Annotated in this window: 22 protein-coding genes; 15 read left to right on the forward strand and 7 right to left on the reverse strand. The window is 50.4% G+C overall.

Annotated elements, in window-relative coordinates; genetic code table 11:
* Window positions 1–268: 268 nt before the first annotated feature.
* Window positions 269–1516: a 30S ribosomal protein S1 gene (gene rpsA, locus DEF47_RS12715; RefSeq protein WP_012188061.1), complete on the reverse strand. Its 1248-nt coding sequence runs from the start codon at window positions 1514–1516 to the stop codon at window positions 269–271.
* 364 nt (window positions 1517–1880) lie between these two features.
* Between rpsA and DEF47_RS12720 the strand changes: the two genes are divergently transcribed.
* The 10 genes from DEF47_RS12720 (at window position 1881) to DEF47_RS12765 (ending at window position 9391) form a co-directional block, all read left to right on the forward strand.
* Complete coding sequence (locus DEF47_RS12720) at window positions 1881–2249, forward strand: Imm10 family immunity protein (RefSeq protein WP_012188060.1); 369 nt, start codon at window positions 1881–1883, stop codon at window positions 2247–2249.
* A 452-nt stretch (window positions 2250–2701) separates the two neighbouring features.
* A complete protein-coding gene (locus tag DEF47_RS12725) occupies window positions 2702–3709 on the forward strand; it encodes a hypothetical protein (protein ID WP_287045170.1) in 1008 nt (335 codons plus the stop codon).
* Between the two features lie 34 nt (window positions 3710–3743).
* Window positions 3744–5441 (forward strand): R3H domain-containing nucleic acid-binding protein, encoded by a 1698-nt coding sequence (locus tag DEF47_RS12730; protein ID WP_012188058.1) that lies wholly within the window; start codon window positions 3744–3746, stop codon window positions 5439–5441.
* Window positions 5442–5483: 42 nt separating this feature from the next.
* Entirely contained in the window at window positions 5484–6194 is a 711-nt protein-coding gene (gene tmk, locus DEF47_RS12735) for a dTMP kinase (protein WP_012188057.1), read from the forward strand.
* Between the two features lie 165 nt (window positions 6195–6359).
* Window positions 6360–6854 (forward strand): zinc ribbon domain-containing protein, encoded by a 495-nt coding sequence (locus DEF47_RS12740; RefSeq protein ID WP_012188056.1) that lies wholly within the window; start codon window positions 6360–6362, stop codon window positions 6852–6854.
* The gene (locus DEF47_RS12745; protein WP_012188055.1) at window positions 6832–7128 is read left to right on the forward strand and encodes a hypothetical protein; all 297 of its coding nucleotides are present in this window, start codon (window positions 6832–6834) and stop codon (window positions 7126–7128) included. The genes DEF47_RS12740 and DEF47_RS12745 overlap by 23 nt, the downstream gene beginning before the upstream one ends.
* A complete protein-coding gene (locus DEF47_RS12750) occupies window positions 7121–7474 on the forward strand; it encodes a DUF309 domain-containing protein (protein ID WP_012188054.1) in 354 nt (117 codons plus the stop codon). Before DEF47_RS12745 ends, DEF47_RS12750 begins: the two co-directional genes overlap by 8 nt.
* Window positions 7475–7687: 213 nt before the next feature.
* Window positions 7688–7915 carry a DUF6504 family protein gene (locus tag DEF47_RS12755; RefSeq protein ID WP_041303903.1) on the forward strand — a complete coding sequence of 76 codons (228 nt, stop codon included), beginning with the start codon at window positions 7688–7690 and terminating at the stop codon, window positions 7913–7915.
* Window positions 7916–7927: 12 nt separating this feature from the next.
* Entirely contained in the window at window positions 7928–8155 is a 228-nt protein-coding gene (locus DEF47_RS12760; protein WP_012188053.1) for a hypothetical protein, read from the forward strand.
* A gap of 129 nt (window positions 8156–8284) precedes the next feature.
* A complete protein-coding gene (locus tag DEF47_RS12765) occupies window positions 8285–9391 on the forward strand; it encodes an NADH-dependent flavin oxidoreductase (protein ID WP_012188052.1) in 1107 nt (368 codons plus the stop codon).
* A gap of 360 nt (window positions 9392–9751) precedes the next feature.
* Here DEF47_RS12765 and DEF47_RS12770 read toward each other — a convergent pair whose 3' ends face one another.
* Window positions 9752–10882, reverse strand: coding sequence for a M20 family metallopeptidase (locus tag DEF47_RS12770; RefSeq protein ID WP_012188051.1), 1131 nt, complete (start codon window positions 10880–10882; stop codon window positions 9752–9754).
* Between the two features lie 143 nt (window positions 10883–11025).
* Between DEF47_RS12770 and DEF47_RS12775 the strand changes: the two genes are divergently transcribed.
* The 3 genes from DEF47_RS12775 to DEF47_RS12785 all read left to right on the forward strand — a co-directional run bounded on the left by DEF47_RS12775 (window position 11026) and on the right by DEF47_RS12785 (window position 16130).
* Window positions 11026–12267 (forward strand): PP2C family protein-serine/threonine phosphatase, encoded by a 1242-nt coding sequence (locus DEF47_RS12775; RefSeq protein ID WP_041303899.1) that lies wholly within the window; start codon window positions 11026–11028, stop codon window positions 12265–12267.
* A 94-nt stretch (window positions 12268–12361) separates the two neighbouring features.
* A complete protein-coding gene (locus DEF47_RS12780; RefSeq protein WP_012188049.1) occupies window positions 12362–13231 on the forward strand; it encodes a fumarylacetoacetate hydrolase family protein in 870 nt (289 codons plus the stop codon).
* 292 nt (window positions 13232–13523) lie between these two features.
* Window positions 13524–16130 (forward strand): choice-of-anchor J domain-containing protein, encoded by a 2607-nt coding sequence (locus DEF47_RS12785; RefSeq protein ID WP_012188048.1) that lies wholly within the window; start codon window positions 13524–13526, stop codon window positions 16128–16130.
* A gap of 65 nt (window positions 16131–16195) precedes the next feature.
* On the opposite strand, the gene rpiB is transcribed toward DEF47_RS12785, so the two are convergent.
* Both rpiB and tkt read right to left on the reverse strand, forming a co-directional pair.
* Window positions 16196–16639 (reverse strand): ribose 5-phosphate isomerase B, encoded by a 444-nt coding sequence (gene rpiB, locus DEF47_RS12790; protein WP_041305225.1) that lies wholly within the window; start codon window positions 16637–16639, stop codon window positions 16196–16198.
* Between the two features lie 78 nt (window positions 16640–16717).
* Window positions 16718–18721 carry a transketolase gene (gene tkt, locus DEF47_RS12795; protein ID WP_012188046.1) on the reverse strand — a complete coding sequence of 668 codons (2004 nt, stop codon included), beginning with the start codon at window positions 18719–18721 and terminating at the stop codon, window positions 16718–16720.
* A 160-nt stretch (window positions 18722–18881) separates the two neighbouring features.
* Between tkt and DEF47_RS12800 the strand changes: the two genes are divergently transcribed.
* A complete protein-coding gene (locus DEF47_RS12800; protein WP_012188045.1) occupies window positions 18882–20216 on the forward strand; it encodes a hypothetical protein in 1335 nt (444 codons plus the stop codon).
* Entirely contained in the window at window positions 20188–21093 is a 906-nt protein-coding gene (locus tag DEF47_RS12805; RefSeq protein ID WP_012188044.1) for a DUF58 domain-containing protein, read from the forward strand. The genes DEF47_RS12800 and DEF47_RS12805 overlap by 29 nt, the downstream gene beginning before the upstream one ends.
* Here DEF47_RS12805 and DEF47_RS12810 read toward each other — a convergent pair.
* The 3 genes from DEF47_RS12810 to DEF47_RS12820 are packed head-to-tail and all read right to left on the reverse strand — an operon-like array spanning window position 21090 to window position 24452.
* Window positions 21090–22292 (reverse strand): protein kinase domain-containing protein, encoded by a 1203-nt coding sequence (locus tag DEF47_RS12810; protein ID WP_012188043.1) that lies wholly within the window; start codon window positions 22290–22292, stop codon window positions 21090–21092. The two genes, DEF47_RS12805 and DEF47_RS12810, sit on opposite strands and share 4 nt — an antisense overlap.
* 19 nt (window positions 22293–22311) lie before the next feature.
* Window positions 22312–23727: a PP2C family serine/threonine-protein phosphatase gene (locus tag DEF47_RS12815; protein WP_012188042.1), complete on the reverse strand. Its 1416-nt coding sequence runs from the start codon at window positions 23725–23727 to the stop codon at window positions 22312–22314.
* 56 nt (window positions 23728–23783) lie between these two features.
* Window positions 23784–24452, reverse strand: a complete 669-nt coding sequence (locus tag DEF47_RS12820; protein ID WP_012188041.1) for a vWA domain-containing protein — start codon at window positions 24450–24452, stop codon at window positions 23784–23786.

Here is a 24452-nt window from a genome sequence, read left to right on the forward strand (position 1 = left end):
TGTTATCTATGACAAATAGTCGATGCTGCTGAGTGCCGATAGGCGGACATTGCTGGTCGGAAATGCTCTCGAAACTGGGGCAGCATCTCGGCTTCATTCTTTGGCAATGGGTGTGCCGCATCGGAAGCGTCGTGCATTAATTGTATCACTATCTTCAGATCAGTCATGCCCGTTTGAGTTAGCGTTTTGCTTGAAACGGACATGACCGTTGCAGCAGGGGAACCAGCAGGGTTTTCACAGACCCAGCACCTTCTCCGCTCCCATTCCGTTATTCTTCGTCTTCGGCTGCAGCGCTTGGTTCTTCGGTTGCTGTTTCAGCAGTTGCTTCAGCGGTTGCTTCAGCGCTGCCACTGCGGGTACTCAAGCCAATCCGCTTGCGCGTTGGGTCGATCCGAATAATGCGGGCTGAAACGCTATCGCCTTCATTAATCACATCGCGTGGGTGCTGAATCCGTTCATCACTCATTTCTGAGATGTGGATCAGACCTTCGATGCCATCTTCAAGCCGGACAAACGCGCCAAAGGCGGTCAATTGAGTAACAACCCCTGAAACGCTTTGGCCAATTTGGTAGCGGTCGGTAACGGTTGTCCAAGGCTCAGCTTGGGTGCGCTTGATACTCAGCGCGATGCGTTTTTTATCTTCATCGACGCTTAAAATATAGACGCTGACTGCATCGCCAACTTTCAGCACTTCCTCGGGATGTTTGACGCGGCTCCAAGAAAGCTCGGAAAGGTGAACCAAACCGTCTGCTCCGCCAATATCGACAAACGCGCCGAAATCGCACAAACTGGTTACGCGGCCAGTGCGAACTGCGCCTGGTTCCAGTTTTTCAAGCAGTTGATCCTTGCGCGAATCGCGAACCTCTTGGACGGCTTGGCGCTCGGATAGAATCAGCCGATTGCGCGAACGATTGATTTCGATAATTTTCAGTGGCAAGGTTTGGCCGACCAGTTTTGCCATATCCGATTGTTTTTGGACATCGGAGCCACGGCTGACGCTGCTGACCTGTGATGATGGCACAAAGCCACGCACCCCACTTAAATTAACCAACAGACCACCCTTGTTATAGTTGGTCACGGCGGCGTGAATCACATCGCCAGCCTCATGGTTGACTTGCAAGGCTCGCCAACTCTTTTCTTGGCGTGCTTTATCTATCGACAACACGATACGCCCTTCAGCGTCTTCGGTTTGAACGACTGTAACAAGCAAGACATCGCCAACCTTGAGTTCGGCGCGTTCTTCCGACGACAGACTGGTCATCTCGCGGCCTGGCACCACGCCTTCCGACTTGGAGCCAATATCGACCAACACCTCGTCGCGATCAACGCGAACAATCGTGCCATCGACCGAATCACCATACTTGAGATTGCGATAATCGTGGGCTGGATCACGGAGATACTCCTCCAGCAGGGCACGATCATCATCGCCAGAATAATCGGCCTGTGGGGTCGCGTTCAATCCTGTGCTGGGAAGCACATCAGATTGATCCATGCCCGGTTGTGTTTGCTCGTCCATAATGAGTCGTCCTTTTGCCAAAAGAGGATTCCCGAGGAAGGGCGGACAGCGTGAAACCGATATGAAAATTATACAGAAGCAGCATGCAAAAGGCAAGGTTTTTTTCGGGCCTTGGGCTTCGGTTGTTGGGGATCGGGGATCGGCAAGCGTACAAACAGCATAAAACGTTGACAATTTGATCCACAAAGGGCACGAAGGAAGAATGGCTATTGGCTTTTGGCTTTTGGCAGCATTGTAATTCCACGCCATGTTCCGATAGTCCAGAGCCTTCAGCCTGTAGCCATATTTCCTCCGTGTTAACTCATATTGTTGCCTTTTGATTTCATCCCTTATAGTTACCCTAACAACATAGTGGAGTTTTGGCATGGAAATGTGGCATTTTACCGCAAGGGTTATAGCAATTGAGCAGCTCGCCGATGAGAATTTATTGATTTTGGGATTGGCCGATAAGACTGATCAGCCAGCTGAATATCTAACGATCCAGCGTAGTTTTGATCAAGATGACTTCGAAGCCGAAGCTAGTGATTTGGATGGGTATTGTGTGTGCTTGCCCAACGGCGCAACTGATTATCGCTGTATCGAACGCTGGGAACTTGAATTAGGCCATCTGCACATTCATTTTAATCAACCAGCGCAAGCGGTTTTCCAACTTGCAGGCGTTGATCTGAGCTTAATCATTGATGATCAACAACATCAGCAACTCCAGCAAACATTAAACCAATTGTTGACTTGAAAGAGTATTGATAGTTTCATCTACGAAGGGTAAGGCTTATTGGCTATTTGTAATGGTTTATAGCATTAATAACCGCCAGTGTTCCCTCACCCCCTCTCCCGCACACGAGGCGAGGGGGAACCGCTCTAGGAGTGCACCCCTCGCCCGCCGCAGTGTGCGAGGGGCTGGGGGTGAGGGCATGAGGTCATGGTTGCCAACCGAATAACCATTACAGCTATTGGCTATTGCCATCATTACAATTCCACTATCATGTTCCGATAGCCCAGAGCCTTCATCCTATAGTTCTTCATCAAGTCGTTGGCTATTGCCTATTGCCTTTTGATTTCATCCTTCATCCTTCACACTTATTAATACTCTGCTAGTTTTTTTCTGGCCTAAATTGTGCGATGATACCAGTGTGCAATGTGGCACAGCGGAATCGGGCATACAGCTCATGCAATGGAGAATCTGGCTTGATTCGACCTGTTCGCTTGGTAGATAGTCTTGAGTTGCGGCGCACGCCGTACACCTATATGTTGTTGGGCAGCGAGCATGTGCTGGCGGGCAACCATCGACCGTTGGGCTTTGCGTTACGCTGTTTAATGCCTTTTGCCCAGGATCGCCATACCTTGGTTTATCATGAGCGTGGCCTGCGTGGCTATGTCCAAGGCTGGTATCGTTTAAATAGTGCTGATGCCGATTTGGTGTATCTGGCATCGCAACCGTTTCGGCGTGGCATGCGCCAACCAACCGACCCCGATGTTTGGTATCGTTTGTTAGAAGCATTTGTGGTGCGCATGGGTTCGCGCAATATCGAGCGTATCTTCGCACCGTTGGCCTCGAACTCACCACATTTAGAAGTTTTTCGCCAACTTGGCTTTCAAAGTTATGCGACGCGGCAGGTTTGGCGGACTTTAACTCCCGATGTTGCCGAAGGTAGCTCAATTATTGTGTTACGCCCACAACAGCGTCGCGACCCGCATGCAATCCAACGATTGTATGAGGCGATCACCCCAGCAACTGTTGTACGATATGAAGGACGAACATCACGATCGTGGCAATTGCCGGTCGTTGCCCGTCATGGGGTTCGTCAGCGCTCATGGGTGCTTGGGCGCGATGGCCGAGATGATATTTTACGGGCGGCCTTGCATGTGTGGCTTGGCCCACACGCCGCAGTTATGAGCCTTCTGATCGATCCTGCTGAGCAACGCTTAGCCTCGTCGGTTATTCGATTTGGAATGAGCCAATTGGCCAATGCCCATCAAGGTGTCGTCTATCTCCTTTTGCCAGAATATCATGGCGAGTTGCATCACAACTTGGAGGAAATCGGCTTTGAACATATTGGAGATCAACGCCTGACGGTCAAGGAACTCACAGTGCCACTACGCAATCCATTGTTGCGGCCTGTGATCGAAGGAACGCGAGAAAGCGTCGTCAATCCGTCGCTGTCATCGTCGGTTCAATCCGAACCGTGTATCTAACACACCCCGGCGTGTGTTTGAGAGGGATGCAACTATGTTAGATCGTCGCGAAATTACCCATAATATCGATCTGTTGCTGTCAACCTTGCCGCCACGTTTGGCCGAGCCGTTGGCAACCCATGAACAGAAAGATCAAGTTATAGAAATTGTCATGGATTTGGGGCGCTTGCCCGAGGCGCGTTTTCGCCACGACCAATCAAGTTTCCTTAGCGAAACTGAGGTCTCGCGCGAAGATCTCGATTATGTGACCGAGCGGATTGGTCAATTTGGTGAAGATAATCGCGCTGGGATTCAGCGCACGCTGCACCGCATTTCAGCCATTCGCAACCGCTCTGGGGTGGTGATCGGTCTGACCTGTCGGGTTGGCCGCGCCGTTTATGGCACAATCGAAATCGTGCGCGATTTGGTCGAGGCTGGTAAATCGATCTTGATTCTGGGCAAGCCTGGGACAGGTAAAACCACCATGCTGCGCGAAGTCGCCCGCGTCTTGGCCGACGACTTTCTCAAGCGGGTGGTGATCGTCGATACCTCGAACGAAATCGCTGGCGATGGCGATATTCCTCACCCAGGGATTGGTCGCGCTCGGCGAATGCAAGTAGCTCGGCCAGCCGAACAGCACAATGTGATGATCGAAGCGGTCGAAAACCACATGCCCCAAGTCATTGTGATCGATGAAATTGGGACGGAGTTGGAAGCTCAAGCTGCTCGCACCATCGCCGAACGTGGGGTGCAATTGGTTGGTACGGCTCACGGGAATACCTTGGAAAACCTGATGCTCAACCCAACTCTCTCCGATCTGATCGGCGGGATTCAGGCAGTAACCTTGGGCGATGAAGAAGCTCGACGGCGGGGAACCCAAAAAACCGTGCTCGAACGCAAAGCGCCGCCAACCTTCGATGTGTTGGTCGAAATTCAAAGCTGGGACGATGTAACGATTTATCAAGAAGTCGCTTCAGCCGTCGATTCGATTTTGCAGGGCAATGAGCCAACCGCCGAACAACGCACCAAGGACGAGCAAGGCGAAATTGTGGTGCACGAAGGCCGCCCAGAACGGCTTGATAGCGAAGCTAGCACCATGCTCACGCGGCGTGGCGGCTATCGCAGCCGTGAACGCGACCGTGATCGTGACCATGGCGAACGCGACTGGCGGCGTAAAAGCGAACGGCGTGAAGCCCAACGCGAAGAGCGCGAACGCTATAGCTTGGCACTGAATGGCAGCACTAGCCCAAAAACCGAAGAACCAAGCGTGCTGGTTAAAAAGCCTGGTAAAAATGCGCCAGCCAAGATTTTTGCCTTTGGGGTTAGCCGCAATCGCTTGGAAAAAGCCTTAGATCGTTTGGGCATTACTGCTAGTTTGGTGCGCGAAATGGAACAAGCCACGATGGTGATTACGCTGAAAAATTACTATCGTCAGCACCCAACTCGGCTGCGTGATGCCGAAGAACGTGGAATTCCAGTGTATGTGCTACGCTCGAATACCCAAACCCAAATGGAAGAATGCCTCGGCTCGGCCTTCGAAATCAGCATCAGTCCTAGCGACCCGCTGAGCGAGGCCATGGAAGAGGTTGAAGAAGCAATCAGTCAAGTCATGGATGGCTCAACCGAAAGTATCGAACTGAGTCCGCAAAGTTCCTATGTGCGTAGGTTGCAACATCAGATTGTTGAGCGGTACAATCTACAATCAGAAAGTACTGGCAAAGAACCACGTCGCCGCATTCGGATCTTTCGCTAAAATCGGCAACGTGGCCTCAACTTGTTGGACTGTAGGGGAACCATGAGCTTGTTCATTACCTTTGAAGGCCCAGAAGGTAGCGGGAAGAGCACCCAAGCCCGCTACCTCAAGGATTATCTACAACAGGCTGGCTATCCAGTCATCTTAACTCGTGAGCCAGGCGGAACGCCAATTAGCGATGCTGTGCGGCGGCTTGTGCTCGATGGTCAATGGACGGCGATGGAGCCGACAACTGAAACGCTTTTGTTTGCTGCCGCTCGAGCTCAGTTAGTTGGCGAGGTGATCTTGCCCTATCTGAAACTGGGCGGCATTGTTTTGTGCGATCGCTACGCCGATTCGACCTTTGCCCACCAAGGCTATGGCTTGGGCCGTAACTTAACCGAGCTACGCGAAATCACCCGCTTTGCAACGGGCGGCTTACAACCTGATCTGACCTTCTTTTTGGATTTGCCCGTTGAGCAAGGCTTGCAGCGCAAACGTAAACAGCGCGACGATTTTCGTGAATCAAGCCAATTAGCCTTGCCCTTGCCCCACCTGCCCCAACCAAGCCCCAGCCAAAACGAACATTGGAATCGGCTTGATGCCCGCGAAATTGCCTACCATGAACGAGTGCGCAGTGGCTACCTTGAGATGATCGCCGCTGATCCACAACGTTGGCAGGTGTTTGATGCAGGAATTGAGCGCGAAAGCCTCACCGAGCAACTGCTTTTGGCAGTCCAGCCACATCTCACCACGATTAAAACCTTGAGCTAAAACCCGCCGTATAAGCTGCATCTCAGTCGAGCATCAGGCTGAGATGCGCTTAGGCGTTGGTTTGATATGGTACAATATCCCAATCGTGGCAAATTAATTGCCAGTATTCTAAACCCATGCAATCGCCTCAAACAGCCGAGGCCTTCTTCAGGAAAGCATAGGAACATGACAGAAATTATTGCAGAACTTAAAAGCATCTTGCCAATTGTTGGCATGATTGTTGGGGGCTATTTGGTGCTCTTATGGGTTGCCTCGCTGGTATGGAGCTACCGCGATATTGCTAGCCGCTCCAACGATATTTTGGTGCAAGTGCTTTCAACCTCAATGGCCTTCTTTTTGCCATTTGCTGGGTTGTTGTTATATATGTTGGTGCGCCCTCGCGAAACGCTCAGCCAAAAATACGAGCGCGAATTAGAAGAAACCTTTATGCGTCGCGATATTGAGGATGAGCATGTTTGCCCAAATTGCCAACGCAGCATTCAGGCCGATTTTATTCTGTGCCCACATTGCCAAACCCATTTGCGTCGCAACTGTGGCAACTGCGATCGGGTGATCGATATGACCTGGCAGGTTTGCCCTTACTGCGCAGCTCCAGCCAACACCCGCATCAACAGCCAACCATTGCGCCAGCCAGAATATGAACAACAATACGCCCGCTAGTTCGCAAATTTGCCCAATTTGTAATCAGCCCGTTCAGCCAATGCCCCGCTATCCGCGCTATGTTTGCGTCGATTGTCGGGCATTGGCGGTTGATCAGCATGGCCGTCAGGTTGAGTTTTTCAACACGGGTTTCTTAGGCACTGGCTGCGCTGGTAGCTATCGTGATGATCAATCGGACTATCCTTCTGATCAGTGTTGGATCAACGGACAGCGCTGCACCGCCCGAGAAGCGCGTTTCGGCGGGATTGTGATTGAGGTAGCAGCCCATGAATGAGCAGGAGCATTGGCAAGGCTTTATCACCGCCTTCAACGAGGAGCGTTTTGTTGATGGGGTTTTGCAATTGGAAGAATTGTGGTTTCCCAGCCGCAACGATCTTTATCGTGGCCTGATTCGGCTGTCAGTAGCGCTCAACCAATTGCGTTTGGGAATTGTCGATAGCCCACGCCAATTGCTGGCCAGCGCCTACGATATGCTAGCTCCCTTTGAAACCAACCAGCACAACCTCGATATTCGCCGTATTCGCGAATACATTCAAGACTGCGCCAGCTTGATTCCGGCTGATCTACGAACTGGTCAAGGCCGTATCGATTGGGATTTGGTTCCACGAATTCAGCTCTAGAAATTCCCGCTACATTTCCCTAGTCAGGCTCAATTTAATTGACATAGAACATATGTTCGTGTATACTCGAAGCACAAATTCTCCAAGTTGCTGCTTGTAATCCACGGTGCGCACCATTGCTTAAAAGCTTGATTCAAGCTTGATTCTAGACTTTTACCAGCCGCCATGCTTGGAGCCTTGCAACGATTGAGTACAACACGAAGGGTAACCGAGATGCAGATTGAGCCAATTCAATTAACCCATAAACGCCATAATTATTTGCCGATGGCCTTTTTATGGCGGGGTATCAGCCATCAGGTCGCTAAGATTGAACGAGTTTGGAGCAAAGAGGCGCGTTGGGCACGACCACCACGCCACTATTTTCGGGTGCGTTGCACCAACGATCAGGTTTACAACATTTTCCAAGATGTACGCTTAAATGCGTGGTGCGTTGAACGCTAGAGGAGGCCGACCGTGTATTTAGCTTGGTTTGATGATCATCCGCGTAAAGAATTGCGCTTCAAAATTGCCGAAGCGATTTTTGCCTATGAAGATCGTTTCGGCGAACGTCCAAATGTCGTGCTGGTCAATGCTACCCAAATTTTCAACGAAGATGTTGAAGGGGTGCGGGTGGTTTCACGGCCTTATGTTCGCAAAGATAACTTTTGGGTTGGCATCGAAGGTCTCGTTGCTAGCTCGTAACCCCATGGCCCTTCTATAAGATTTGTGTTAATTCTTCTCTAGTCTGCCCGTTTTCAAAATCGACTTGTGGCACAATATATTGGGATACGCATATCTGCGTAATTCAATATATTGTGTTACGAGGAATTTATGTCATTGTTCGAGCCATATACGCTGCCTGTTAGCGGTGTTACCCTGCCCAATCGTCTCGTTCTCGCCCCCATGACCACCTATTCGGGCACGCCTGAAGGCCAAATTAGCCCAGGTGAAGTGGCTTTATTGCAACGCCGTGCCGCTGGCGGCTTTGGAACCGTTATCACCGCTGCTTGTTACGTTGATAGGGCTGGCCAAGCCTTTATCAATCAATGGGGCTGCGATAATGACGACAAGCTCGATTCATTACGTCAAGCAGCTAGCGCCATCAAGGCCGAAGGCGCAATCGCCATTCTGCAAATTCACGATGGCGGGCGCATGGCCGACCCCAAGGTGTTGATCGAGCCAGCGCCACGCTCAGCCTCAGCCGTTGCCGCCGAACGCCAAGGCTCCCTCGAACCTCGGGCAATGAGCGCTGCTGAAGTCGAAAAAAGCATCGCCGATTTTGTGGCAGCCGCCAAACGGGCAGCAGTCGCAGGCTTCGATGGCGTTGAAATTCACGGCGCAAATACCTATTTGATTCAACAATTTTTCTCGCCGCATTCCAACCGCCGCGACGACGAATGGGGTGGCGACTTGGAACGACGCTTGCGCTACCCAATTACTTTAGCCAAAGCGGTGCGCGAAGCCGTTGGCGATCAGTTTATTGTGGGCTATCGCTTCTCGCCAGAGGAGATCGAAAATCCAGGCATTACGATTGAAGATACCTTAGTTTTGGTTGATCGTTTAGCCGATTGCCGCTTGGATTACTTGCACATTTCTTTATGGAATTATGCGGCTGGCTCGATGCGCAACCCCGAATCAACCCAACGACTGAGCCCTTTAGTCATTGAAAAATTGGCTGGGCGGGTTCCCTTAATGGCAGTCGGCAGCATCGAAACGCCTGAACAAGCCGAATTACCCTTGCACGATGGAGCCGAACTCGTGGCACTTGGACGGGTCGCTTTGTGGGAGCCAGACTGGCCAAATAAGGTTAAAGCAGGCCGCAGTGATTTACGCCAAGCCTTGCCCGCCAAAGATGGCGATGTGATTTGTAGCTTACCAAAGCCATTGTATGAGCTGTTAATCCAACGCACTGGCTGGGTCAAAGTCGCCGCTGAGTAAGGAGCAAGCTTTAACGCAGAGGCGCAGAGTGGATCATTTCTTTCCCTCACCCCCTCGCCCCCTCCTTACAAGGGTAGGTTGTTAACAATGCTTGAGTGGGATGGATCGTCAATTGGCATGCCCTCACCCCCTAACCCCCTCTCCCGCCCGCGAGGCGAGGGGGAATCGCACCACCATGATTATTTGATCGCCCCTCTCCCGCCGCAGTGGGAGAGGGGTTGGGGGTGAGGGGTCGTAAAACCTACCCTTGTAAGCTAGCCCCCTCGCCCGCTGGGCGGGCGAGGGGGAATCAACGCTGGAACTCCCTGAATCCAGATCCCTCGCTCCGATCCCCAACCCCCAGTAACCGATCCCCAATGCCTACAATGTCTCAATCAAACGAGCCAGCAAGGCAGCCCGTGGGGCAAATTGGCTGATCGAAAGCCATTCATCGAAGCTATGCGAATCACTGCCCCAGCCACCAAGCCCATCGAGGGTTGGCACACCGATCGCCGACGTGAAATTGCCATCCGAACCGCCGCCAGTGCCACTAGCTTTAATCGGCAAATCCAATTGATTGGCAATTTGCTCGGCAGCAGCATATAATGCCATTGTGGCAGGCGTTTGTTCCATGGCTGGGCGATTTACGCCACCTTCTAAAGTTAATTTTGCGCCAGCCAAATGGGGCACTAATTGATGCAGCGCTTGATCAACCCGTTCCGCCTCGCCAACTTTTAATGCCCGCACATCGATCGTGCAATGGGCCTCGGCGGCTACAACATTGGTGGCAGTACCACCATTAATTTTGCCAATATTGATCGTTGTGCCAATTTCAGGCCGCGCCAAGGGCAAAATCTGGCCAATTTGGTAGCTTAATTCGTGAATCGCGCTAATGCCAAGCTCCGGGGCTACCCCCGCATGCGAGGGCTTGCCAGTAATTGTTAAGTCATACATACTGACACTTTTGCGCCATGTTTTGAGCCAACCACCCTCTTCTGCTGATTCGATAATCAAGGCTGCGCGACAACCGCGAGCCTGTTCTTCAATATACCGTCGGGAGGTTGGGCTACCAATCTCTTCATCGGTCGTAATTAAAAATTTCAAGGGGCGGCTGGTCCAGCGGCTAAAGTGGCGTAAGGCTTGCAAGGCGGCGCAAGTCAGCAAAATACAGCCCTTCATATCGCTGACTCCAGGCCCACGCACCACATCGCCATCGATGCGGAACGGAAATTGATCAATCGTGCCTGGCGGATAAACGGTATCAACATGGCCCACAATTAGCAATGGTTCGCCCTCGCCTGGCCAACTTGCCAACAAATGGTCGGCTTGGGGCTTGCCATTATATTTGCGCACACTTGCACCAAGCTTACTCAAACGCTCGCCAACCACGTTGACCATCCAAGAAACCGCCGTAATATCACGGGTAAACGATTCAATTTCGATCCATTGACGCATTTCATCCAGCAGATCGGGTAGGCAAGCATCAACATAGGTTAAAAGCTGACGAGGCATGGGCTTCCTCCATCACTAAGCAGTCGTAGCTGTATTGTACCGCAGCCAGCGCCTATACCAACTTAATCGCCGCAATCAGGCCTATCTTGCATCAGCATAGCGAGCGTGCTATGCTGCATTTTGGTCGTTGCTAGGAGGTGGGTATGTCCCAAATGGAGTTCCTACGTCGAGTCCCACTATTTGCCGATCTTTCGCTCGAAGGCTTGCAAATGCTCGATAGTCAGGCGCGAATTCGTGCGTTGCCAGCCGATGCCTGGTTGTTTCACCAGCGTGATCGTGGCGATGCTTGTTATGTGGTAGTCAGCGGAACCTTGCGGCTGGTGCTTGAGCAAGGTAGTTCTGAGGAAACGACCCTTGGGTTGTTGGGGGTTGGGGCATTTTTTGGCGAGCTAAGTTTATTGGAGCCTGATGGAACCCGCGCCGCTGGGGCAATCGCGGTGGTGCAAAGTGAAGTTTTAGAGATCCCAATTGCCGCCTTTGAAACCTTATTACACACTTACCCCGCCATTGCCTACAATATGTTGCGGCGGGTCGCGGCTCATGTACGGCGCTCCGATGAACGGCGCTTAGAAGATTTACGCCATAAAAATCGGCTACTGACTGATGCTTACACCGCGTTGGAGCAAGCCCAAGCTGAAGCTCTACGCCGTGCTCGCGCCGCCCGCGAATTGGAGTTAGGCCGCGAATTACAGCGCCGACTTGTGCCGACCATCTTTCCTAATCTGCATGGCGTGGTGATTGCTGCCGCCACCTTTCCTGCCTATGAGATGAGCGGTGATTTCTATGAGGTGCGCCAACTGAGCGAGCATATGCTCTCGATTGTGATGGCCGATGTTTGCGATAAGGGCGCTGGAGCTGCTTTGGTTATGGCCATGGCCAAAGGTTTGTTGCTGGGGATGGATCAGCGCCATCCGTTGGCTTTGGTTGAGCGTTTCAACCAACTGATTCGGGCAACAAACCTTGATGCTGCCGTGATTACCATGGTTTATTCGCATTTGGATATTGCACGACGGCGCTTTACCTATGTACGGGCTGGCCACGATTGGCCATTACATTATCGCTCCAAACAAGGCCGCGTGACCATGCTTGAGGGCGGCGGCATGCCAGTTGGCATCACTGAAGAAGCTTTTTTCGAAGAGATGCATACCGATTTAGAGCCAGGTGATGCCTTGGTGTTTTATACCGATGGCTTGTGCGATGCCCGCAACTTCGCTGGCGATACCTATGGCCGTGAACGCTTGATTTCAGCGGTGCAAGCCTATGGTCGCCTGCCTGCCCATGGGTTGGCCGATGCCATCCTTGGTGATGTTCGCGCTTTTCAAAGCGGCACACCACCAATCGACGATTTAACCTTGCTGGTCGTTAAGTTCAATCCTGAAGCGTAGCATCACCAGAAACGAATATCGTTATAATGCAACTATAGTTTTTTTGCCAAACGATAATGTGAAACCGTTATCATGGCGATGTTGCGGAGAAACCATGCGATTTGTAACCCTCAAAACTGCGGTTGGGCCACGTCCAGGCATTGTGCTTGGCGATCGGGTGATGTTGCTCGATGGCTATCAATCGCTCCAAGCCTTAATCGAAGCAGGCGATGCTGGCTTGGACACAATCAAGGCGGCCTTGCCCGACTATCAAAGCCGTGCAGGCATCCAATTAAATATGGATCAATTGTTGGCTCCCTTGCCCCGCCCATTGAAAAATGTGTTTTGTGTGGGCCTTAATTATGCAGCCCACGCTCGTGAATCGTTGCAAGCCAAAGGGCTAGAAGTCAAAATGCCCGAGCATCCGGTATTTTTCACCAAACCACCAACCGCCATCAACAGCCCAACTGGCGAAATTGTGATTGATCCAGCAGTTTCCGAACGGATTGATTGGGAAGTTGAATTGGGTGTGGTGATCGGCAAAGCTGGCAAAAACATCAGCCACGAGCAAGCCATGGAGCATGTTTGGGGCTATACGGTGATTAACGATGTTTCGGCGCGAGATTTACAAATGCGCCATCAGCAATTTTTCAAAGGCAAAGCGCTCGATGGCTCATGCCCAATGGGGCCGTGGATCATCACCAGCGATGAGTTGACCGACCCGCATAATTTGGTGGTTCGGCTACGCGTCAACGGCGAGATCAAACAGGAGTCTAATACCAACGATCTTATTTTTAATATTCCTACATTAATTCATGTGCTTTCCCAAGGCATGACCCTTGAGCCAGGCGATATTATTGCAACTGGCACACCGGCTGGCGTAGGTTTTGCGCGTACTCCCCAAGAATTTTTACGCCCAGGCGATTTGCTCGAAACCGAAGTTGAGGGCATTGGTATTCTTCGTAACCCTGTCGTGGCAGGCTAATGTTTATAAAAACAGCATTCTGACAAAACTACATTATTTCCAGAATGCTGTTTTTTTGTGGCCTAAATCAGATATTTAATCATTCTATCGCCATAATAAATCCCCATCTAGCTAGCTAATATCGGACATTACGCCTACTTCATGTCATCCAAACATATATCGACTTATCGCGATAAGACAATAGTTAATAAATTTGACAAATCATCTAATTATTTTTATAGTAGACTCATTCACAAAATCCTCTCCAAATTCCCCTCAATGTTGTGTGGAACACGCCTCAGGAGGTTATGGCATGGTTCGATCCCGTTGGGTATTTGCCTTACTTGCGATTACCGTTTTATTATCGGTCATCGGGGCTAAGGTGCCGTTCACCGCTGCGCAAAATCAAGCCAGCACTTCCGACCGTCCATTAGCATTGGCGCAAGGCTTGAAGGATTTGAACACAGTAGCCCAGATTGCTGTGCCAGAACTTGACCTTGCCAAAGAACGTGCTGATGCCGCTAAGCGCCCAAGTAATTTGCCAACGCGTTTCGCCAAAGATTACCAAACCACGCTTGACATCAAGCAAGTGGCTTCAATCGAAATTGTTGGCAATCGTACCGTCGCTCGTTTACGCATCGACGCACCAAAGGCCTTGTCGATCAACGTAGGCTTTACCAGCTACAACCTCCCCAAGAGTGGCCAATTGTTTCTCTATAGCCCTGATTATCGCTCAATTCTTGGGCCATACAGTGCTGCTGATAACGAAGAGCACGGCCAATTATGGACTCCAATCGTCGCTGGCGATCAAATGGTTATCGAATACAGCGCCGATAGTGGCGAGTTTGCCCTTGCCGATTTGACCTTGAGCGCAATTAACCGTGGCTTCAGTGGCTTCGGTATTCCCCGCGATCTGTTGGTCGATAAATCTGGCTCGTGTAACGTCGATGTGGTCTGTCCTGAGGGTGATGACTGGCGGGCCGAAATTAACTCAGTTGCCGCTTATACCCGCAATGGCTTGGATATGTGTAGTGGTGCATTGATCAACACCACGGCCAACGACCAAAAACCCTACTTCCTAACCGCGAATCACTGTGGCATCACCGCAGAAAACGCAGCAACGGTCGTAACCTATTGGAATTACGAATCAACCCTGTGTCGCACGGTTGGCTCAGCCGAGAACGGCACGCCATTGCCCAAGCCCAACACCACGATGACTGGGGCAACTTTACTGGCCAACTATGCCGCATCCGACTTTGCCTTGATTGAACTTGATGACGAAGTTCCAACCGAATATGCCCCATTCTGGTCTGGTTGGAATGCCCAAAGTGGCGACTTCCCCAGTGTTGTGGCGATTCACCACCCTGGCGTTGAAGAAAAACGCATCAGCTTCGAAAACCAAGCAACCCAAACCACCGATTACCTTGGCACAACCGTCCCAGGCGGCGGCACCCACATTCGGGTCATCGACTGGGATCTGGGGACAACTGAAGGTGGTTCATCAGGCTCACCATTGTATGATCCCAATCACCGGATCGTTGGTCAGCTCCATGGTGGTTATGCCGCCTGTGGTAACGACCGCGACGACTGGTATGGCCGGATTTCGGTTTCGTGGAACGGTGGCGGCTCAAGCACAAGTCGCTTGAAAGATTGGCTTGATCCAACTAACTCAGGCTCATTAGTGCTTGATGGCACAGGTGGAACGCCAGCCTTCACTATGAACGTCAACCCTGCGAGCGTGGCAGTTTGTGCGCCTGTTTCAGCCCAAACAACGGTTAACCTCGGTTGGGTTCAAGGCTTCAGCGAGCCAGTAACCCTCTCGGCCAGCAACTTGCCTGCTGGGGCAACTGCCAGCTTTACGCCAAATCCAGTTATTTCGCCAACCTTAAGTAGCCAACTCACGATTGGCAACCTCAGCACAGCAATGGCAGGCGATTATAGCGTGGTTATCCGTGGCGATAGCACGACGATTAGCCGCACCACCGACCTCGATCTTAGTATCTCAGGCGGTTTGCCAAGTGCTGCCCCAAGCTTGACGGCTCCTGCTAATAATGCGACCAACGTTAGCGAAACCCCTGCATTCAGTTGGTCAAGCGCTGCTGGTGCAACCAACTACGTGCTGGAAGTTGCTAGCGATGCCAGCTTCAGCAACTTGGTTTACACCGCAACCACTGAGTTGACCAGCTTGACCAGCGCTCCATTGAGCACCAACACCAAGCACTACTGGCGCGTCCGTGCTGCCAATGCTTGTGGAGTCAGCGCCAATAGCAGCATCTTCAGTTTCACCACCGAAGCTGCGCCAGGCGATTGTCCAATTGGCACCGAAACTGTGGTTGCCTTCAACGAAACCTTTGATAGCGACCCAAGCTGGACTCACGGCGGCACTGGTGATACCTGGGCCCATGGCGCGTTCGGCTATAACGGTGGCAACGGCATCAAGGCAATTGACCCTGACTCGACATCTGATCAATGGATTACGACTCCAGCTATCAGCTTGACCGAAGGGTTGACTCCAACGTTGCAATTCTGGAACTCGCAAACCATCGAAGATCGCAATGCTGGTGGCTGTTATGACGGTGCATTGGTTGAAGTTTCAACTGATGGTGGCTCAGCTTGGAACCAAATTCCAAACTCAGCCTTGTTAACCGACCCGTATAACGGTGCAATTAATGCATCAACCAACCCACTCAATGGTAGCCAAGCTTGGTGTGGAGACCCCCAAGATTGGTTGAAGAGCGTGGTTGATTTGAATGCTTACAACGGCCAAAGCGTGATGTTCCGCTTCCGCCTTGCATCCGACGATTCGGTTGGCCGCCCTGATGGCTGGAAGATCGATAACGTCAGTGTTAAGGCTTGTGTTGCCGAAGCTGAGCCAGAAGGCCCATCGTTGGTCTTCTTGCCAGCAATCACCAAGAACTAAACTAATCACCTAAATTCAAAAGCCCCGTGCTTGTAATAAGCACGGGGCTTTGTTTTAGCCGTAATTTATTGGTTTTCTAAGGCAATCACTTTATCCAAGCGCCGAGTAAAGCGAGCTTCATTGTGAAACGTTGCGCTCAAAAATGCTTGGACAATTTCGCCAGCCAAGGCTGGGCCAATCACCCGCCCGCCCAAACACAATACATTCAGATCGTCGTGCTCAACCCCTTGATGCGCCGAATAGGTGTCGTGGCACAAACAGGCTCGCACCCCTTTAATTTTATTGGCGGCGACCGTCACGCCAACGCCACTACCGCAAATCGCAATGCCACGTTCAGCTTGGCCACTTACTACAGCATTACCCACAGCCGCAGCAAAATCGGGATAATCGACCGAAGCAGGCGAATCGGTGCCAAAATCGAGCACTTCATGGCCCAGCCGTTGCACTTCTTCAATTACTGCTTGCTTCAAAATCAAACCACCATGATCGGTTCCGACCGCAATTTTCATAATCATTTGCCTTTCCACAGCATAACGCGAAGCACGAGCAACTCGTCCTTCGCGTTATCCGTTTGATCGATCGATTAATTATTTGGCCAACAAGGCCTTGGCACGAGCAATCAGGTTTTCGGCGGTAAAGCCAAATTCCTTCATCAAAATATTAATTGGCGCTGAAGCACCGAAGTGATCAATCCCAATAATATCGCCCTCAGTCCCAACATATTTATACCAGGTCACGGGATGCGCAGCTTCAATCGCAATCCGTTTGGTCACAGCCTTGGGCAGTACGCTCTCGCGATATTCCACTGACTGAGCGTCGAACAGCAAGGTTGATGGCATACTGACCACCCGTACCTTGACTCCTTCGCCACTCAATTGCTCGTAGGCCGCCACGGCATGTTGCAATTCCGAGCCAGTTGCAATGATGATTAATTCTGGTTGACCAGCGCTATCAGCCAAGACATAGCCACCTTGAGCCACACCCTCAGCCGAGGCATAGCGGGTGCGATCAAGCGTTGGTAAGTTTTGGCGGGTCAAGGCCAGCAAGGTTGGGCCTTTATGGCTGACTGCTACGCGCCAAGCTTGGCTGGTTTCGTTGGCATCACCAGGCCGCATCACATTCAAATTGGGGATAATCCGCAACGATGGAATGTGTTCGATTGGTTGGTGGGTTGGGCCGTCTTCGCCAACCCCAATGCTATCGTGAGTAAAGACTTGAATCGTGCGAATGCCCATCAAGGCTGCCAAGCGAATCGAGGCACGGCAATAATCGCTGAAAACCAAGAAGGTTGCGCCGTAAGGAATCGTGCCGCCATGCAACGCCATCCCGTTGACGGCAGCAACCATAGCATGCTCACGAATCCCCCAGTGCATATTGCGGCCTTGCGGCGTATCGGCTTGGAACGATTGAGCATGCTCGATCAAGGTAAAGGTCGATTCGGCCAAATCAGCTGAGCCGCCAATGAGCGCTGGAATTTGCTCGGCCAAGGCATTCAAGGCAGTTTCTGATGATTTGCGGGTTGCCACGCCTTTGGCATCAGCTGGCCAAACTGGCAAGGTACTATCCCAACCTGCTGGCAATTCACCCGACATGCGTTGCTTGAAATCAGCAGCTTTTTCAGGATGCGCCGCCGTGTAGCGTTCGAGCAATTCGTTCCAGGCTTGCTCTGCCGCCGCACCATGATCCAAGGCTTGGCGGAAGTGGGCCAAGACTTCTTCAGGAATGTAGAAGGTTGGTTCGAGCGGCCAACCAAGCGCTTCCTTGGTCAATTTAACTTCATCGGGGCCGAGCGGCGAGCCGTGAGCTTTGGCCGTGCCAGCCCGATTGGGCGAGCCAAAGCCAATCACGGTGTGAGCCACAATCAACGATGGCTGATCGGTCACCGCTTTGGCAGCATGCAAGGCTGCATCAACTTGCTCAGGATCAAGCCCGTCGATCTCTTGGACATGCCAGCCATAGGCGCGGAAACGGGCTGGCACATCTTCGGTAAAGGCAATTGAGGTATCGCCTTCAATCGAAATTTCGTTATCATCATACAGATAGATAAGTTCGCCCAATTTGAGGTGACCTGCCAACGAAGCAGCTTCGGCGCTAATCCCCTCTTCCAAATCGCCATCGGAGACAATCGCATAAATATGATGCTTGACGATTTCGAGTTCAGGCTGATTGAACGTGCCTGCTAAGTGACGGGCAGCAATCGCCATACCCACGCCCGTGGCAAATCCTTGGCCAAGTGGCCCAGTTGTGGTTTCGATGCCGGCGGCATAACCATATTCTGGGTGACCAGCGGTTTTACTATGCCATTGGCGGAAATTCTTCAAATCATCGAGCGAAAGATCATAGCCCGTGAGATGCAACAAACTATACAACAGCATTGAGCCATGGCCCGCCGACAGCACAAAGCGGTCGCGATCAGCCCAATCTGGATTAGCCGGATTATGTTTGAGGTGGCGCGTCCAGAGCACATAAGCCATGGCCGCTGCCCCCATTGGTAAACCTGGGTGGCCCGAATTAGCCGCTTGCACACCATCAACCGACAACATGCGGATTGTATTGATGGCCCGTTCATCGAGTGTATGTGCTTGAGTCACAAATCCTCCTGCGGTGGTGTATCAGTTCCAACTGTCAATTATAGCAGAGGCCGATCCATTGTCATTCTATGGTACACTCCTAAAAGCAATTGATTGGTTGCACTTCCCACGCTTCAGCGCATGCAGCTATTCACCAGCGTGCCAAGGCTAGGAGCACACAATGAATATTAATCAACAACTGACTGAATTACATACAGAACTCCAGCGCTATCACCGCCAGCGCCTGCTGATTCGCGCCGCATGGATGACGCTTGGCGTGCTGTGCCTTGGCTTAATTGGCCGAAACTGGCTAGCTTGGCCGCTTTCATGGCCAATTCTAAGTTTAATCGTGATTCTCGTTGCAGCGTTGGGCGTGGTTTATGCTTGGAAGTCGATTCTCTCACCTGCTCACTTAGCACAATTACTTGATCAACAATATCAATTAAATGCCCAACTGAGCACTGCCAGCGAGTTTCAAAATCAGCGTGATGGTTTTCATGCTGTCAATCTTGAACGGGCGAATCGACGTTTGCCCAGTGTCGCCCGCGATGCAACCAGCCGTGTGCTTGCCCCAATTGCGCTTGAATGGCAAAGTTTAGGCTTAGCCGCGCTGTTGGCAACTGGACTGTTTGTGCTTGGTCAAATCAACGCCGGTTTGCCCGCTGCCACCACCGAGCCATTGAGCGAATTGGCAAGTTTGGCGACCACCGAGCCACCCCAGCAGCCTGCCGCCGAGCAAGATCCAGCTGCCGATCCCAATCAGCCAGTTGGCAGCCAACCTGATCAACAGCCCGAGCTTGGCCCCGAAGGCCAAGAAATAGCCGATGCTTTAGCCGATGGCTTGAGCGATAATGGCGCAACCCGCGCTGCCGCCGATGCGCTACGCCGTGGCGATGTGCAACAAGCCAGCGAGGAGCTGGCCAAGCTAGCCGATCAAGCCGATCAGTTATCGCCCCAAACCCGCAACGAAATAGCCGATGGGCTTGAGCAAGCTGCCGAGCAGTTGCAAGATCAGCCTGAAGTGGCCGAGCGTTTGCGCAACAATGCCGACCAATTGCGTGGGAATCCTCAAAATGCTGCCGATGCACTCGAAGATTTGGCCCAACTAACTGATCAACTTGATAATGCTCAAGCCGATTTTGGCAATGGAGACCAGCAACAAGGCCAAACCAGCAACGATCCTCAGGCAGGCAGCGACCAGCAACAAGGCCAGACTGGACAACCTGAAACTGGCCAGCCCAATAATAATGGTGCTGGCAATAATTCAGCTACTGGCAGTCGTTCATCGCCCCCCGCTGATCCACTTGGCCCTGATCTCGATTTGCCTGAAGCCCCACCAACTGGCGAAACCACCGCTGGCACTGGCGGCGATATCTCAATCACTCTGCCAGGTGGTGAAGGTACTGGCGGCGGAAATCCTGAGAGCAGTGGTGGCAGCGTTCCTGACAATATTAACGATCCAGCCAATATTCCAGCGGAGCTACGCGATGCGATTCAAGACTACTTCGGGCGCTAGCGGCGATCTATTCAACCCAGAATTTTTAGCGCGGATCGAGCGCTTGGCCTTGCGTTCGCGCCGTAACTTGCGTGGTGGTTTGAGTGGCGAACATGCCTCACGCCGCCGCTTGCCCGCACCAACATTTAGCGACCATCGCGCCTATAGCCCAGGCGATGATCTGCGCCACGTTGATTGGTTTGCCTATGCCCGTCACGAAGATTTGCATCTCAAACTGGGCGAAACCGAGCAAGATATTAATGTAACCATCGCCTTGGATTGCTCAGCCTCGTTGGATTGGGGCCATGGTGAGTTGCACAAAGGCCGTTATGCCTTGCGATTAGCGGCAATGCTGGGCTACCTCGGCCTAACCTCAAACGATCAAACCACAATTTGGCCCTTCACCAGCAAATTAATCAAGCCATTTGGGCCGATGGTCAGTCGGGCGCGTGGCCCTGATATGCTGCGTTATTTAAGCAATTTGAACTGGGCTGAACAAACCTCATTCACCCCAGTTATTCAAGCAGTTCGGCGCAGTGCTGGCGGCATGCTTTTAATTATTTCAGATTTATGGACAAGCGATTTAGAGCCATTGCTGCGGGCTGCCGCTCCACCAGTTTGGCAAGTTGTCGTCTTGCATCTACTGCACCCCGAAGAAATTAAGCCGACCCTGACTGGCCCAGTCGAATTCGAGGATAGCGAAACTGGCCAAGTACTGGCGCTTGAGCTTGATCAACAAACGCACAAAGCCTATCGCGAAAAATTAGTTCGTTGGGTACGCATGCACGAACAAGTATGTCAACGCTATGGCGCAACCTATGCTGGCATCCGCACCGATCGCCCACTTGAACAAAGTATCTTGCCCTTTTTGCGTCGGCGCGGCATTATTGGCCTTTAGGCGTTGGCAACAGCAATCACCACAATAATACAAACGAGCACAATCAGCCAACCAACCCAAGCATAACTCTTATGTGGAGCTTTCGTTGATTGAGACCCCTGACTATGAGTGGAAGCCTTCGTTAATTGGAACATCTGAACATGGCCAGTTGTTGATTGAGCAGCCGGCTTCAAGGCTGATTTTACTGGTAATGCCAGCGCCGCAACTGCTGTGTTCGATGCGATCAAATGCGAATCCTTAGAAACTAACTCAAATAGATTCTGCCCCCACTCTTCGGCAGTTGGGCGCTGGCTGACTGGTTTATCAAATGCTCGTAAAAATAATTGTTGAATATTCAATGGAATTTGCTGATAATATGTATGTAATGGTGGCAATTTCGTTATTGTCTGCCGATTATCTCCAAATACAAATAAGCTTTGGCTAATATGATCATCAATTGTTGTTGAATTACTAAATTTACCACCAAATGTTGCGGCAAACGGGTGAACCCCGGTCATTAATTGATAAAAAATTACTGCCATCGAAAAATTATCCCATTCTTGTGTGATATTTCCTCCTTTTTTCAAGTAGCTTTGATATTCAGGTGGCGAGTATTCAGCAGTAGAAACTACAGATTTATAATACAGATTTTTCTGAGGATCATACACTTGCATCGAATCAATATCGGTAATCGATACAAAACCATTGAGGTTAACTAAAATATTTTGAGGTTTTAGATCAACAAAGGTATATTTTTTCATTTGATGAATAAGGTTAACAATGAAGGCAATATTTACACAAACTTTAAAACAATTAATCATCCCTTGTTTATCATTGCGCTGATATTTAATCCATTGAGTATCAATACCTTTGAGGCTAATCTGAGGTTGAGTTACACGCTCAAGGCCAATACTTTTATCAAATGCTTTTGGCATAATAAAACCATAGAATTTTTTATTGTGATATAACGAAGCAATCGGCCAAGCAATCCGATAATTTGTACTTATGAGAGTTGAAGGTTGATTATCGACCATAAAGTTAATTTTTCGCTCTAAATCAGCAGTTAATCGGTTAGGATGAAAAATTTTTGCACAGTGATTAGGGTAGTTCGGCGTATTGATAACAGAATAGACACTACCTTCGCCACCCTTACCAAGCGGATTCAGCTGATCAAGTTGAACATGGATATGCTGTTTGGTTCGATAGCTAAAAGTCATCATTAAAATCCTTATATCATGCCTAGATCCACAAACCAAGAATCATGGTTTTATCATCTGACTCATTTGCAAAACCTGTAGTCCCTCGCAATAGAATATCTTTAAACATCTTTTTTAATTCTTCAGCTTTACAACCTTTTTGTTTTTGTTCACGAAATAGTTGTTGTAACCGATCAAAAAATTGTTGATGTGGTTGATTTGGGTCGTGCCAACGCTCATTCGCTTGATCAAATTGACTACACTGGAAGGTATGTTTCTCGCATCCATCAGACATCAAGACAAACCCACAAATAGGTTCTTGAATCACCCGACATTCGATCAGCTCTTGAGGATTTTTCCAGACTTGATCGGCAGTAAACGGCATCACCTCATTGGCTTCTTCACCCTTATGGGGCGTAATCATCGAATGCCATTGACCATACCGATCGCTATAACCAGCCCGACCATCACCTACATGAGCCACCAAAATGCCAATTGGGCTATAAATAACACTGATTAATGTGCAGGCATACTCATGAATCGATTGATCGTTTACTTTAGCTTCCTGGAGTAATTCCTTATAAACATCATAAAAAGCAGCCTTCACATAGCCCTGCCATTGCTGCTCTGTGGGTAATTGGTTGGTTTTATGCCAAGCATAGTGGTGCAATAGATCAAATAGTTTTTCACAGGTGTGTTTAACCACAAATTGCGAGCCACGATCTGATAATTTACGACTGCCCAACCCATCAGCCACTACTGCAACTCCCCAGCCATTATCCAGCGCTCTATGAGCTGAGCTATCTTGACATGGCAAGCCGTGTTGAGTATGGCTCAGCCCGATGACCGAATCTTGAAATATATGTAATTGATAGTTAGCATTACGTCTCCTAGGCTCAGCTGTTGGTCTAGGGCTGCTGGCAGGCATAGGAACAATAGCTGGGCTGGGCTTTGGCTGGACAGGATTAATTGGCGGCGTGGCCAATGATTTCGGCCTAGACTGCGTAGGCCGAGGATGATCTTGTGGCAAGAGTTGAAGCGAACCCAACCACCGTGACCATAAAAAATATCCGCCAAGTATGAGCACACTCAACCATAAAAAGCCTGTGATTAGGTCATTCTTAGTATTATTTGCGGCTCGAAGAACAGGTGTTGGTTTGGCAAGGTCGAGCTTAGCTAGGTCAGAATTAGAGATTGGCGCGATTGTCGGTATCGGGGCTGGGATCGCTTCAAGCGTAGCAAGCAGGATTGATTGAGTGATGGTCATTGAACGTGAATTGGCAATTGGTTGCTGCTTTGTTGCGGTTGCTTGCTGTTTCGTTGTAGCTGCTTGCTGGTTCGGCACAGTTGCTTGCTGCTTCGTTGTAGATAACCGAATCAAGAGCAAGCCAATCAGCATACTACTCAGCAGGAGCAGCGTAAATAACCCAAAAATAAGCGGTCGTTGATTCTGTTTCATCAGATCATCCTTAAAAAAGAGGTTAGTCAGTTTTGGCCGACTAACCTCAACCAATTTTAGGATACGGGAAGAATTCCCCAACCGCTTGTTGATGGTAACTGAATAACTTGACCATCAGTTGAACTGGCAACCATTGATAGGCTTGCACTTAACCAGTCAAAAAATGCTTCAAAGCGTAAACCTTGCAACAGCATCGGAGGACGATCAGGGGTGCTAATCTGTTGCAACATACGCATATCAGCCCCTTGTACCCCAATTGGAAAAAAGACAAATTGTTTATTGTTGACCCCATGCTGAATCTCACGCGCCAAGCCAGCCACATCTTGATCGCTATCTGGCTCACCATCAGTCATTAAAATAATCCAAGGCCGATAATAGGGTTGTCCGGTTGAACGATACCAGCTTTTGCGTTCCTGGACTTTATGAATCGCTAGCCTAACCCCATCAACCAACTTGGTTGTGCCAGCAACAGCCAAAATCGGCATATGAAATTGATCGACTAAGCTAGGCTCAACAATACAATCAGCTTGACTATTGAATTCAACAAGGCAGATTTCTAGTCGTTGGGCAGTTGAAAAACTATTGCTAATATCTTGATGAAATACTTGTAAACCTTGATTCAATTCATCAATAGGCCTGCCTTGCATCGATCCTGATGTATCAACAACTAGAATGCACAGACATTTTTGTTCGTAGTTGATTGGGCTTTCTAATCCGTATTCCAT

It is taken from the genome of Herpetosiphon sp. (assembly GCF_003512625.1).
GTDB lineage: Bacteria > Chloroflexota > Chloroflexia > Chloroflexales > Herpetosiphonaceae > Herpetosiphon > Herpetosiphon aurantiacus.

Bases quoted from the DNA above. Each gene is read 5' to 3' on its own strand.
- rpsA (WP_012188061.1), bottom strand. From the start codon at position 1,516: ATGGACGAGCAAACACAACCGGGCATGGATCAATCTGATGTGCTTCCC.
- DEF47_RS12720 (WP_012188060.1), top strand. From the start codon at position 1,881: ATGGAAATGTGGCATTTTACCGCAAGGGTTATAGCAATTGAGCAGCTC.
- DEF47_RS12730 (WP_012188058.1), top strand. From the start codon at position 3,744: ATGTTAGATCGTCGCGAAATTACCCATAATATCGATCTGTTGCTGTCA.
- tmk (WP_012188057.1), top strand. From the start codon at position 5,484: ATGAGCTTGTTCATTACCTTTGAAGGCCCAGAAGGTAGCGGGAAGAGC.
- DEF47_RS12740 (WP_012188056.1), top strand. From the start codon at position 6,360: ATGACAGAAATTATTGCAGAACTTAAAAGCATCTTGCCAATTGTTGGC.
- DEF47_RS12745 (WP_012188055.1), top strand. From the start codon at position 6,832: ATGAACAACAATACGCCCGCTAGTTCGCAAATTTGCCCAATTTGTAAT.
- DEF47_RS12750 (WP_012188054.1), top strand. From the start codon at position 7,121: ATGAATGAGCAGGAGCATTGGCAAGGCTTTATCACCGCCTTCAACGAG.
- DEF47_RS12755 (WP_041303903.1), top strand. From the start codon at position 7,688: ATGCAGATTGAGCCAATTCAATTAACCCATAAACGCCATAATTATTTG.
- DEF47_RS12765 (WP_012188052.1), top strand. From the start codon at position 8,285: ATGTCATTGTTCGAGCCATATACGCTGCCTGTTAGCGGTGTTACCCTG.
- DEF47_RS12770 (WP_012188051.1), bottom strand. From the start codon at position 10,882: ATGCCTCGTCAGCTTTTAACCTATGTTGATGCTTGCCTACCCGATCTG.
- DEF47_RS12775 (WP_041303899.1), top strand. From the start codon at position 11,026: ATGTCCCAAATGGAGTTCCTACGTCGAGTCCCACTATTTGCCGATCTT.
- DEF47_RS12780 (WP_012188049.1), top strand. From the start codon at position 12,362: ATGCGATTTGTAACCCTCAAAACTGCGGTTGGGCCACGTCCAGGCATT.
- DEF47_RS12785 (WP_012188048.1), top strand. From the start codon at position 13,524: ATGGTTCGATCCCGTTGGGTATTTGCCTTACTTGCGATTACCGTTTTA.
- rpiB (WP_041305225.1), bottom strand. From the start codon at position 16,639: ATGAAAATTGCGGTCGGAACCGATCATGGTGGTTTGATTTTGAAGCAA.
- DEF47_RS12800 (WP_012188045.1), top strand. From the start codon at position 18,882: ATGAATATTAATCAACAACTGACTGAATTACATACAGAACTCCAGCGC.
- DEF47_RS12805 (WP_012188044.1), top strand. From the start codon at position 20,188: ATGCGATTCAAGACTACTTCGGGCGCTAGCGGCGATCTATTCAACCCA.
- DEF47_RS12810 (WP_012188043.1), bottom strand. From the start codon at position 22,292: ATGATGACTTTTAGCTATCGAACCAAACAGCATATCCATGTTCAACTT.
- DEF47_RS12815 (WP_012188042.1), bottom strand. From the start codon at position 23,727: ATGAAACAGAATCAACGACCGCTTATTTTTGGGTTATTTACGCTGCTC.
- DEF47_RS12820 (WP_012188041.1), bottom strand. From the start codon at position 24,452: ATGGAATACGGATTAGAAAGCCCAATCAACTACGAACAAAAATGTCTG.